At 64.1% G+C, this 12,307-nt stretch carries 9 protein-coding genes; 7 read left to right on the plus strand and 2 right to left on the minus strand.

All coding sequences use genetic code 11. The features are described 5' to 3' along the window. Window positions 1-263 precede the first annotated feature (263 nt). From M0D65_RS08700 to M0D65_RS08730, 7 genes are all read left to right on the plus strand, one after another. On the plus strand, window positions 264-539 hold the full coding sequence (locus M0D65_RS08700; RefSeq protein ID WP_266252291.1) for a hypothetical protein: 276 nt from the start codon (window positions 264-266) through the stop codon (window positions 537-539). Between the two features lie 208 nt (window positions 540-747). Further along, a complete protein-coding gene (locus tag M0D65_RS08705; protein WP_266252292.1) occupies window positions 748-3,975 on the plus strand; it encodes an efflux RND transporter permease subunit in 3,228 nt (1,075 codons plus the stop codon). A gap of 16 nt (window positions 3,976-3,991) precedes the next feature. After that, on the plus strand, window positions 3,992-5,287 hold the full coding sequence (locus tag M0D65_RS08710; protein ID WP_266252293.1) for an efflux RND transporter periplasmic adaptor subunit: 1,296 nt from the start codon (window positions 3,992-3,994) through the stop codon (window positions 5,285-5,287). A 74-nt stretch (window positions 5,288-5,361) separates the two neighbouring features. After that, on the plus strand, window positions 5,362-6,849 hold the full coding sequence (locus M0D65_RS08715; RefSeq protein ID WP_266252516.1) for an efflux transporter outer membrane subunit: 1,488 nt from the start codon (window positions 5,362-5,364) through the stop codon (window positions 6,847-6,849). Further along, window positions 6,849-7,526 carry a heavy metal response regulator transcription factor gene (locus M0D65_RS08720; RefSeq protein ID WP_091006784.1) on the plus strand — a complete coding sequence of 226 codons (678 nt, stop codon included), beginning with the start codon at window positions 6,849-6,851 and terminating at the stop codon, window positions 7,524-7,526. Before M0D65_RS08715 ends, M0D65_RS08720 begins: the two co-directional genes overlap by 1 nt. A gap of 2 nt (window positions 7,527-7,528) precedes the next feature. Further along, window positions 7,529-8,998 carry a heavy metal sensor histidine kinase gene (locus tag M0D65_RS08725; RefSeq protein ID WP_266252294.1) on the plus strand — a complete coding sequence of 490 codons (1,470 nt, stop codon included), beginning with the start codon at window positions 7,529-7,531 and terminating at the stop codon, window positions 8,996-8,998. A gap of 344 nt (window positions 8,999-9,342) precedes the next feature. Further along, the gene (locus tag M0D65_RS08730) at window positions 9,343-10,296 is read left to right on the plus strand and encodes a LysR family transcriptional regulator (protein WP_091006783.1); all 954 of its coding nucleotides are present in this window, start codon (window positions 9,343-9,345) and stop codon (window positions 10,294-10,296) included. Window positions 10,297-10,344: 48 nt separating this feature from the next. Here the strand turns inward: M0D65_RS08730 and M0D65_RS08735 are convergent, their stop codons facing one another. Further along, complete coding sequence (locus M0D65_RS08735; protein WP_218161334.1) at window positions 10,345-10,644, minus strand: transposase; 300 nt, start codon at window positions 10,642-10,644, stop codon at window positions 10,345-10,347. A 222-nt stretch (window positions 10,645-10,866) separates the two neighbouring features. After that, window positions 10,867-11,739 carry an EAL domain-containing protein gene (locus M0D65_RS08740; RefSeq protein WP_266252295.1) on the minus strand — a complete coding sequence of 291 codons (873 nt, stop codon included), beginning with the start codon at window positions 11,737-11,739 and terminating at the stop codon, window positions 10,867-10,869. Between the last annotated feature and the right edge of the window lie 568 nt (window positions 11,740-12,307).

Raw genomic sequence — 12,307 nt, forward strand, 5'->3', positions numbered from 1 at the left:
GGGCGCGGATCAATCTATCGATTAAGGGGCATTTCCGGCCGCATATCGTAACCAGAGCGAGCGTGGTCGAAAGCAATGAAAGAAACAGGTCTGAAGAGTGGGCAAACGGCGCTCGCCGACGATGGCAGCCACGCCATTCTGTAGCCAGCAAAGGGCCACGGTGCGGCTCATAGACTTCGGTCACGTTCAGCGGATTTTGCCCAGCCTTCGCGCGAAGCCGCTGCACGGTACTCCCGTTGTCCCCCACATCAAGGAGCCGCACCATGAACAAGCTTATCGCCGCCGCCTCATTCGTCTCGCTCGTCGCCTTTGCCGGCGTAGCCAGCGCCCAGGATGCCCCCACCGCCAACCCCGCTGCACCCGACCAGTCCGCAACGACGAACGCCGGCGCGGCCGACGTAGGCGGAACGTATGCCGGCTCGGGTGCGTCGGGTGGTTCGATGGGACTGTCGCGTCAGGCCGTGCGTCAGCAACTGATCAACGCCGAGCGCGATGGTCAGATCCAGCAACTGAACAGCACGGTCTACAAGGGCGATTGACGCAAACAGGCGACGCACCGCGTGCGTCGCCTTTCGTCTATCCGCTCTTGCCTGCGCCGTTCCGCTTCCCGTCGCGATCCTGACAGCCGCGCCATGTTCACGTCATTATGGCGCCCGGCCCGTCCCCTAGCATCCCGGGTATTTCGTTATCCGCCTGTCCGGATCTGAGCCGGGGCGGCCACCTTTTCCATGACCTCGGGTTGCCCCCATGTGGATCGTCAATCTGGCGCTCAAGCGGCCCTATACCTTCATCGTTCTCGCGATCGGTATTCTGCTTGCCACGCCCTTCGTGTTGCTGACGATGCCGACCGATATCTTTCCGTCGATCGATATCCCGGTGATCAGCGTGATCTGGAATTACACCGGTTTGTCCGCACGCGATGTCGCGGATCGCATCACGTCGGTCAACGAGCGCGGCATCACGACGACTGTCAATAACATCCAGCACATCGAATCGGAGTCGCTGTCGGGGATCGCGATCATCAAGCTGTTCCTGCAACCGGGCGCGAGCCTGCAGACCGCGATTGCGCAGACCGTTGCATCGGAGCAGGCGCAGTTGCGGCAGATGCCGCCGGGCGCCACGCCGCCGCTCGTCATTACTTACTCGGCGTCGAGCATTCCGGTCATCCAGCTCGGTCTGTCGAGCCCGACGATGAGCGAGCAGGCCGTCGCCGACATTGCGCTGAATTTTCTGCGCCCACAGCTCATCACGATTCCGGGTGCCCAGGTGCCGTTTCCGTACGGCGGCAAGACGCGCGTGATTTCCGTCGATCTCGATTCGCGCGCGCTGATCGCCCGCGGTCTCGCGCCGGCCGATATCGTTAACGCGGTCAACGCGCAGAACCTGATCCTGCCCACTGGTACCGCGAAGCTCGGACAGACCGAATACACGATCGGCATGAACGGCTCGCCGGATACGATTGCCGCGCTCAACGATATTCCGGTGCGCACGTCGGGCGGTTCGACGGTGTATCTACGCGAAGTTGCGCATGTGCGCGACGGCTACACGCCGCAGACCAATGTCGTACGCCAGGACGGCCACCGCGGCGTGCTGCTGTCGATCCTGAAGAGCGGCGACGCGTCGACGCTGCAGATCGTCGATACATTGAAAGCGCTGCTGCCGCATGCACGCGACACGTTGCCACCCGACCTGAAGATCGCGCCGCTCTTCGACCAGTCGGTGTTCGTGCGGGCGGCGATCAGCGGTGTGATTCGCGAGGCGGGAATTGCCGCGGCGCTCACCGCCGCGATGATCCTGCTGTTCCTCGGCAACTGGCGTAGCACGGTGATCATCGCCGTATCGATTCCGCTATCGATCCTCTCGTCGCTGCTGATGCTGCACGCGCTCGGCGAGACGCTGAACATCATGACGCTGGGCGGCCTCGCGCTCGCGGTCGGGATTCTCGTCGACGATGCGACGGTGACGATCGAGAACATCGAGCGACATCTGCATCTCGGCTCCGGCCTCGAACTGGCGATTCTCAACGGCGCGGGCGAGATCGCGACGCCCGCGCTCGTCTCGACGTTGTGTATCTGTATCGTCTTCGTGCCGATGTTCTTTTTGACGGGCGTGGCGCGTTATCTGTTCGTGCCGCTCGCGGAAGCGGTCGTGTTCGCGATGATCGCGTCGTACATCCTGTCGCGCACACTGGTGCCGACCCTCGCGCTGCTGATGATGAACCATCGCGCCGCACCTGCGCACGCGGCGACAGCGAAACCGGGGCCGTTCATGCGGATTCACCGGTCATTCGACGGCGCGTTCGAACGGGTCCGCGCGAATTACATCGTGCTGCTCAGCATGCTGCTGTCGCGGCGGCGTTTCTATGCGCTTGCGTTCGTCGGCTTCTGCGTCGTATCGACGGGACTCGTGCTCGTGCTCGGCCGCGATTTCTTCCCGACCGTCGATGCTGGCGACATCCGTCTGCACATGCGCGCGCCGAGCGGCTACCGGATCGAGGAAACGGCGCGGCTCGCCGACCAGGTCGAACACGTCGTGCGCGAAGTCGTGCCTGCCAGCGAACTCGAAACGATCCTCGACAATCTCGGCCTGCCGTATAGCGGGATCAACCTGTCGTATAGCAACGCGGGCACGATCGGTACGCTCGACGGCGAAATCCAGGTGGCACTGAAGCCCGATCACAAGCCTACCGAAACCTATATGCGCCAGCTGCGCGCACTTTTGCCGCAGCGCTTCCCCGGTGTCGAGTTCTTCTTTCAGCCCGCCGATATCGTCACGCAGATCCTGAACTTCGGGCAGCCCGCCGCAATCGACGTGCAGGTAACGGGCAGCAATCTCACTTCCGACATGACGGTGGCAAGCCGCCTGATGAAAGACGTGCGCCAGGTGCCCGGCACGGTCGACGTCCACGTCGAGCAGCGCAACGACAGCCCTACGCTGACGATGCAAATGGACCGCACGCGCCTGCAGCAGGTGAGCCTCGTCGCGAGTAACGTCGCGCAGAACCTGCTGGTGTCGCTGTCGGGCAGTTCGCAGACGGCGCCCGCGTTCTGGCTGAACCGGCAGAACGGCGTCGAGTATCCGTTGACTGTGCAGACGCCGCAGTATCAGATCGAATCGCTCGACGATGTGCTGCGTATTCCGGTGGCACAACCCGCGGCTGGCTCTGGGGTCACCACCATCCCCAACGTGCCCGCCGGCGCCCCCGGCAACAACCTGCAACTACTCGGCAATCTCGCGTCAGTGCAGCCCGGCGTGCAACCGGTCGTCGTCACGCACTACAACATCCGCCCCGCGGTGGACCTGTATGTGAGCGTCGACGGCAGTGACCTCGGGTCGGTTGCGTCTCACATCGATACGCTCGTGACAAAAGCGCGCGCATCGCTGCCGCGCGGCACCGATATCGTCGTGCGCGGCCAGGTCGAGACGATGCGTTCGTCGTATGTCGGGCTCGGCGTCGGCGTGGCGATGGCGATCGTGCTCGTCTACCTGCTGATGGTCATCAACTTCCAGTCGTGGGTCGATCCGCTGATCATCATCAGCGCGTTGCCCGCGGCGATTGCCGGCATCGCGTGGATGCTGTTCCTGACCAGCACGCATTTGAGTGTGCCCGCGCTGACCGGCGCGATCATGACCGTTGGCGTTGCGACAGCCAACAGCATTCTCGTGGTGTCGTTCGCACGACAGCGGCTGCACGATGGCGCGATGCCGCTCGTCGCCGCGCTTGAAGCTGGAGCCACGCGGATTCGTCCGGTGCTGATGACGGCGGCCGCGATGATCATCGGCATGGTGCCGATGGCGCTCGGCCTCGGCGAAGGCGCCGAGCAGAATGCGCCGCTCGGCCGCGCTGTGATCGGCGGCCTGCTGTTCGCGACGGTCTCTACGCTGCTGTTCGTGCCACTCGTGTTCGCGGGGGTGCACAGCCGCCTCGCGCGACGCCAGGCCGCGCGGGCAGCAGGCACCGATTCTCTTTCCTGAAGCGACACCGACCGACATGAACGACAAACATCACGAATCCCTTGCGATTCACGCGGACGATCCGGACCGCGGCATGGACCTGCCGTCACGCGCGACGGTGCGCCGGCGCGCGCGCTATGTGGCCTATGGCGTCGCACTGGTACTCGTAGCCGGATCGATTCGCACCATCCTCGCGAACGTCAGCAACGACCACGCGCTGTCCTCATCCGTCGAGCAGAACGCGCGGCAGTACGTGAACGTCGTGTCGCCGACACCCGCCGATGCGGCCACTGCCGCCGAAGCCAACGTGACGCTGCCGGGCACGCTGCGCGGCTATTCGGAGTCGCCGGTGTATGCGCGCGCAACCGGTTATGTGCGGCGCTGGTACGTCGATATCGGCACGCATGTGCAGCAGGGCCAGTTGCTCGCGGAACTCGATACGCCCGAGGTGGATCAGGAGCAATCGCAGGCTAGCGCGCAACGACAGCAGGCTGAGTCGACGCTCGCGCTCGCCAAGGTATCGCTGGCTCGCGCGTTGCAGCTACGACAACGCGACGCGGTGTCGCAACAGGAACTCGACGATCGCCAGGGGGCGTACAACCAGGACGTCGCGAACATGTCGGCCGCCGAAGCGAACCTGCGACGCCTGAACCAGCTCGAATCGTTCAAGCGCATCGTCGCGCCGTTTAGCGGCGTGATCACCCAGCGCAACATCGATACCGGCGACCTGATCGATGCGGGCAGTGGCAGTTCGACCCGCGCGTTGTTCGCGGTTGCGCAGTCCGATCCGCTGCGTGTGTTCGTGCAGGTTCCGCAGTCGTATTCGAATACCGTCGCGGCCGGGCAGCATGTTGCGATCCGTCAGACCGAATTGCCGGACAAAGTGTTCGACGGGGTGATTTCGGATGTCTCCGGTGCAATCGATGTCGGCACGCGTTCGTTGCAGGTCGAAGTACGGTTGCCGAATCCCGATGGTGTGCTGATACCGGGCGCGTATGTGCAGGTGAGCTTTCCCGGGGCGGTGCAGGGCAAGCTGATCCTGCCGGGCAACACGCTGCTGTTTCGCGCGCAGGGGCCGCAGGTGGCCGTGGTCGGCGCGGACAACCGGGTGAAGCTGCACTCGGTCGTGATTGCGCGTGACTTCGGCTTGACGCTGGAAATTGCGAGCGGCGTTGGACCGAACGATCGCATCGTCCTTAACCCGGCCGATTCGATTGCGGATGGAGATCCGGTGACGATTGCGCCGGCGACAGGCGCGGGCGGTGGCGCGCCTGGCAATGGCAAGGGCAACGGCGGGCAGGGCGGCAAGCCCGCAGCGGGAGCGGCGGCATGACGGGTTTGCGCATCGGTCAGAGCCACTGGACGCACTGGACACACCGCGCGCGCTGGCCTGCGGGCGTGCTGGCGATGATGTGGCTCGCGGCCTGCACAGTCGGACCCGACTACGTGCGCCCGAAGGTCGATACACCGGAGGCTTGGCGCACCACGCCCGACCCAGGCTGGCGCGTAGCCGAACCCGGTCACGCGCCGCTTCAGCCCGACTGGTGGCGCACGTTCGGCATCGCGCGGCTCGACGATCTCGAACAGCAGGCGCTCGACGGTAACCAGACGCTGCGCGCCGCGAGCGCGCATTACGAGCAGGCTCAGGCGACGCTTGCCTCGGTTGCGTCGACGCAGGCGCCGCAGGTCGCGTTGAACGGTGGTCTCGCGCGCGAACGAGTGTCCGCCGACCGGCCGCAGACGAACTACGCGACCCCGAACACATCGACCGTGCAGAACGATGTGACCGCGGGCATTGGTGCGAGCTACGACATCGACCTGTTCGGGCGGATTCGCCGCGAAGTCGAGGCGTCGACGGCATCGGCGGAACAGGCTAGCGACGATCTCGCGAACGCGCGCCTCGTCGTTACCACCGACCTCGCCACCGCGTATTTCGCGCTGCGCGAGCTCGATGCGGAAATCGACGTGCTCGATCGTTCGACGGCATTGCAGCAGAAGGCCCTCGCATTCGTTACCGCGCAACACGACAGCGGCGCGGTGTCGGGGCTCGACGTGTTGCAGCAGCAATCGGAACTCGACGCGACGCGCACGCAGCGGCAACTGCTCGTGAACCAGCGCGCGCAGTTCGACACGGCGATCGCTGCGCTGATCGGCGTGCCGGCGCCGCAATTCACGATTGCGCCAGCCGTCGAACTGCCGCCGATCCCGGTGCTGCCCACCGGCATGCCGAGCGACCTGCTGCAACGCCGCCCCGACATCGCTTCCGCCGAACGCGCGATGGCTTCGGCCAACGCGAGCATCGGCGTCGCGCGTGCGGCATACTTCCCCGATCTGACGCTGTCGCCGCAGCTCGGCTGGGAAAGTACCCGCTTCGCGAGCCTGTTCGGTGCGCCGGCGCTGGCCTGGTCGATTGGGGCATCGGCGGGCGAGGTGCTGTTCGATGGGGGCAAGCGCGCGGCCGGCGTGGCGTTTGCGCGCGCCGGCTATGTCGCCGCTGAGGCAAACTACCGGCAAACGGTGCTCGATGCGTTCCAGCAGGTGCAGCGCGCGGTGACCGGTCTGGCGGTGCTCGACGATGCGCATGCCCGCGCGCACGAGGGCGTCGTCGATGCGCAGCACCTGCTGAGCCTCGCCAACGACCGTTACGCGGGTGGCCTGACTGCCTTCATCAACGTGCTCGACGCCGAACAGCAGCTATTGACCGCACAGCGTACCGAGGTGCAGATTGCAGGGGATCAGGCTGCCCTTGTCGTGCAGCTGGCAAAGGCGCTCGGCGGCGGCTGGCGGCCCGATGCGGCGCGGCAGAATGGCGGTGTGGGGCAAACTGCACAGGCGGCACCGATAACACACGACGTAACACCCGCAGCAGCTAGCCCGGACAATCCGAGGATGTGATGAAAGTACTGCTGATCGAAGACGAACCGAAAGTCGTCGAATACCTGCGCAACGGCCTCAGTGAACAAGGCTGGGTGGTCGACGTCGCGACCGACGGCGAGGATGGCGCGTTCATGGCGATGGAATACGACTTCGACGTGGTGATTCTCGACGTGATGCTGCCGAAGCTCGATGGCTTTAGCGTATTGAAGAGAATTCGCGCGCAGAAGCAGACGCCAGTCATCATGCTGACCGCGCGCGACCGCGTCGACGATCGCGTGCAGGGTCTGCGCAGCGGCGCCGACGATTACCTGATCAAACCGTTTTCGTTTCTCGAACTCGTCGAGCGGCTGCATGCGCTGACGCGCCGCGCGCGCACGCAGGAATCGACGCTGATCTGCGTGGGCGATCTGCGAGTCGATCTGATCAGCCGGCGCGCGAGCCGCGACGGCACACGGCTCGAACTGACCGCGAAGGAATTCCAGTTGCTCAGCGTGCTGGCGCGCCGGCACGGCGAAATTCTGTCGAAGACGCAGATCACCGAACTGGTCTGGGACGTCAACTTCGAGAGCGACACGAACATCGTCGAGACGGCGATCAAGCGGCTGCGTGCGAAGCTCGACGGGCCGTTTGCGAATCGCCTGCTGCATACCATCCGCGGGATGGGCTACGTGCTCGAAGAGCGCGAGGGAGTCTGATCATGATGAACCTGTCGATCTCGCGCCGGCTATCGATCATGTTCGCGATGGTCTCGCTGCTGGTGTTCACGCTGGTCGGCGTGGGGCTCTTCGTGGTGATGGAACGTCAGTTGAGTGGCGATGTACGCGCAACCCTCGACGCTCGCGCCGAGATCGCCCGCTCGGTGATCGCGCGTGTGAGCACGCCGGAAAAATGGCATTTCGTCACCGAGCATCTGAGCGATCTGTCGCCGGCGGGGCGGCCGCTCTTCTTTATCCAGAGTTCCGATCCGCGGTTTCGTTTCGGCACGCCGTTTACCGCTGAAAAGCAGCTTTCCACCGACGGCCGTTATCGCGTGATCCGGGTTGCCGGGTTGAACGCGGACATGGTGACGACCGAGTTCACGGTGCCGGCTGCGGGTGTGCGTCCGGCCGTCGATGTCGTGGTGGCCGGCGACTGTACCGCGAGCGAACGCACGCTGCACCACCTCGCGGTCACGCTCGCCGCGCTGATCGCGCTGGCGTGCGCGACCGTGCTGCTGCTGAGCAGCGTCGTCACGCGCTTCGGCTTGCGCCCGCTCGCGCGGCTCTCGGACGAAGCGGGGCAGGTGAGCGCAGGTAATCGCGGGCAGCGGCTGCGCACCGATGAGTTGCCCGGCGAACTGCACGATCTCGCGACGTCGTTCAACGGCGCGCTCGAGCGGCTCGACGGCGCGTATGGTCGGCTCGAGTCGTTCAACGCGGACGTTGCGCACGAACTGCGCACGCCGGTCAGCATCCTTATCGGCCAGACCGAAGTCGCACTGACCCGCGATCGCTCGATTGGCCAGTTGCAACAGACGCTGCAGTCGAACCTCGAAGAACTCGAACGGCTGCGTGTGATCGTCAACGACATGCTGTTCCTGTCGCGCCGCGATCGCGGCGAACGCGCGATCAACCTGACCGACGTGTGGATGGCCGACGAAATTACCCGCATGCTCGACTTCATGGATATCGCGTTCGACGAGGCGCAGTTGCGGGTCGAGCTGAGCGGCAATGCGCGTGCATCGGTGGACCCTTCGCTGGTCGGCCGGGCGCTGACCAACCTGCTGACCAATGCGATCCAGCACTCGCAGCCGGGCGGCACCGTATCGGTCAGCGCGCAACAGCGCGGCGAGCTGGTGTTCGTGGCGGTATCGAATGTGGGCACGCCGATCGCGCCGGAACTGCGGATGAATATCTTCGAGCGCTTCTACCGGCTCGACGAATCGCGCTCGAACAGCGGCGAGAACCACGGGCTCGGTCTCGCGATCGTCAAGGCGGTGGCCGAGATGCACGGCGGCAGCGTGTTCGTGAGCTGCGAGGACGGTGTCAATACGTTTGGCTTTTCGGTGGCCGCGGCAAGCGCCCATAACGCAGCCGATGAGCGGCCGGTCAGCGACACGCGGCGGCCGTTGCGGGTGCCGGAAGCTGCGCTGCTATTTCCTGCTTCGCGCCGGCGTAATCGCGCGTAGGGCGGTTGGGCCCGGTCCAGCTTCGTCCGGGGCCGCCGGGGTCCCCCGGTCTGCCCGGTCTGCCAAGTCTGCCAAGTCTGCCAAGTCTGCCAAGTCTGCATGTGCGCCGCCCCGGCCCCGCTCGACGCACATTCCCGCAACCAGCCCACGCACGCGCAACCACAACCATCCCCGCCTCGCCTGACCGTCAGATGACAAAACGGTCATTTTCCAGCCAGTGTTCCGACAGCACCTCGCGCCTAGACTGTGCCCATACCGAGGTACCCGTCGCCCTTGCATTTGCCGCGACGGTTCAATGGGACTGGCCCCCGCCGGTCCGATGCACGAGCCACTGGAGTCGTTTCATGGATCATCTGGAATCGATGCGGATTTTCGTTCGCGTTGCGGATCTCGGCAGCTTTGTCCGTGCGGCGCAGGCCCTCGATGTGTCGGGCGCCGTCGTGACCCGCCACGTGGCCGGCCTCGAAGGGCGGCTTGGCGCGCGCCTGCTGAACCGCACGACGCGCAGCCTGTCGCTGACCGAAGCCGGGCAGCTTTACCTGGAGCGCGCCCGCCAGGTGCTCGGCGAGCTCGAAGACGTCGAACAGATGGTGCTGTCGCGCAATCATCAGCCGATCGGTACGCTGCGCATCGTCGCGCCTGTCGAATTCGGCATGCATAACCTCGGGCAGGTGCTGCAGACCTACACCGAGCGTTACCCGAAGGTGACGCCCGATGTAACGCTGGTCGACCGCCCCGTCGATCTGGTCGAAGAGGGCTTCGACGTCGGCGTGCTGGTGTCGTCGCAGGTGCGGGCGGGCAGCATCGTTGCGCGGCGTTTCACGACGACCTATCTGATCGCGTGCGCGGCGCCCGCCTATCTCGCGAAGCACGGCGTGCCGCGACAACCCGAGCAACTGAACGACCATGCATGGCTCGGCCAGTCGTCCGATTCCTGGGCGGCTGCACAGACCTTCATGAATAGCGACGGCAACGTGCGCGTGAGTCCGTCCGGTGCGGTCGTCGCCAACAACACGGAAATGCTGCGCCGCTGCGCGCTTCTGGGCATGGGCATCGCGATCCTGCCCGCCTATCTGGTCGACGAGGATCTTGCGAACGGTCGCCTCGTGCGGTTGCTCGACGATTACACGTTGCCGCATATCGAGTACAGCGTCGCCTATCCGAGCCGCCGCCATCTGCCGGCGAAGGTGCGAACCTTCGTCGATCACGTCATCGCGCGCTTCGGTGCCATGCAGGCCGACGCGCCGCGCGTGGTCGACGACGCGCTCGACCACGCACACGAAGACGCGCTCGTATAGGCCGGTTCGACCTGCAGAGAGCGGAGATTCAGCGGATGGAAGGCGGTTTTACGACCCGGCGCCGTTATCGCGCGGCGGGTCGTCGCTTTTTTCCAGCTCGGCGATGACCGTATCGATCAGGCCGCTGCGTTTCCATTGCAGCCAGCGGGCGTAGCAGGTCTGCGACGGCGGAAAGGTGGACGGCAGGTGGTGCCACTTCTCGTGATTCAACAGAACCCACAGCACGCCGTTGAGCACATCGCGCGACTGTCTGCGCGGCCGGCCGACGTTCGTGGGCCCCGCCGCAGGTTCCTCAAATAGATGACAGACACGCAGCCACGCGTCGTCTGTCAGGGGGACGGTTGTCATACAGCAAACTTCGTTAACTAGTAGGTACACTGAATTATGCCAAAACCGTGCATGGTTGAATATTCAATGTAGGTGGCTTTTCCCGACTGGTTAGAGGAATTTCGCAGTTTGTTGGCAATTTGTCTGAATAAAGTAAAAAGGTCAGACAATTTTCCATCTTTATACAAGCTGTTTCACAGAACTGTCGTCGTTGCTGCTTCTGTAAGCAGGAATAAGCGGGAATCAGCGCGGCCCGAGCGTCTTCGCGGCCGTGCTGCGCCGGGTAGCGTCGAGTCCGTCGAGCACGGCCGACAGATCGCCGGTGGGTCGCGAGAAGTAATAGCCCTGTACCAGCACGTTGGGCCACTGTGCCAGCCAGTGCGCCTGATCGGCGGTTTCGACGCCTTCCACGACAACGCGGATATCGAGTTTTTCGAGCAACGCCAGGATACCGGCGATCACCGCGCTCGCCCGCTGACGCGTCGGCACGAAAGCCAGCAGTTCGCGCGCGAGCTTCACCGTGTCGACATCCATCTCGCTGAGCAGCGCAAACGACGAGTAGCCGGTACCGAAGTCGTCCATCGAGATGCGGATGCCCGCTTCGCGCAACGGCCGGGTCAGCGTTCTTGTCGCGAGGATCTTCGCCGTGTCTTCCGTTTCCACCAGTTCGATTTCGAGCAACGCGGGTGCGACGCCGTGCATCTGCGCGATCGCTTCGACTTCGGCGGCGAAATTTTCCTGTGCCGCAACCGAAGGCGGCACGTTGACGGCGAGCGGAAGCGCCTTTTGTCCCGCGCGCAGGCATGCCGCGAGTTGCGCGCAGGCGCGATCGATCACGAAGTGGGTGACGTCGACGGCGACCTCGAGGTCGTCGTGAAGCGCGGGAACAAAAGCGTCCGGCAACAGCAGACCGTAGTCGGGATGGTTCCAGCGGATCAACGCTTCGATGCGCTCGAGTTCGAGCGTGCGCGCGCCATAGATGCCCTGAAACACCAGATGAAATTCGCCCGCGCTCAAACCTTGCTGGATGCGCTGGCCGAGACGGTTGCGCACCGGCGTGTCGAGTGTGTCGATTGGATCGATTGCGACTGCCTGTCGTATGTGTTCGATTTGCACCGGAGGTCCCCGTCTTTTGCCGTGTCGATTCGCATGCGCGCTTTTTTTCATGGTCACTCTTTCAGATCGCGCGAGGCCACATTACCCCTGCGGGAATCAGCACGTTTCATGCCATCGATTGGGATCGGCACGAACCCGTTGTGCGCGCTACACGCACGTGTGTAGTCGCGGTTTTGCGCGTCGTATTTCGCACTGGAGGACCGCGCTTCGCATCGGTCACACACGCGTTTGTTCCGGTCTGTTACGGCGGGGCGTTACGTAACGGGCGCGTTTTCTTTGCGCGTGCCGCGAGGTCCCGGAGCATGAATCGGCGCAACAACATCAACTCAAAACGCATAGCACATGCGCTCCTTGGGACCGTGTACGAGTTTTCGATAGAACGTTGTCCGACAATTGGCATGGATGCTGCTTATTCGATGGCGCAGTGCACAACCTGACATCAATAAGACAGGATCCGTAAATGACTATCTGTTTGAATCAACCGTTCTGGTCCGGGGCGAGCCAGCGGTTCTTCTCCTCACCACCCCGGTCCGTGTGTTCTGCACGGACCCGTCCAAGCCGGGCGCGC

Origin of the sequence: Paraburkholderia sp. CHISQ3, assembly GCF_030464945.1 — a bacterium.
Taxonomy (GTDB): Bacteria; Pseudomonadota; Gammaproteobacteria; order Burkholderiales; family Burkholderiaceae; genus Paraburkholderia; species Paraburkholderia megapolitana.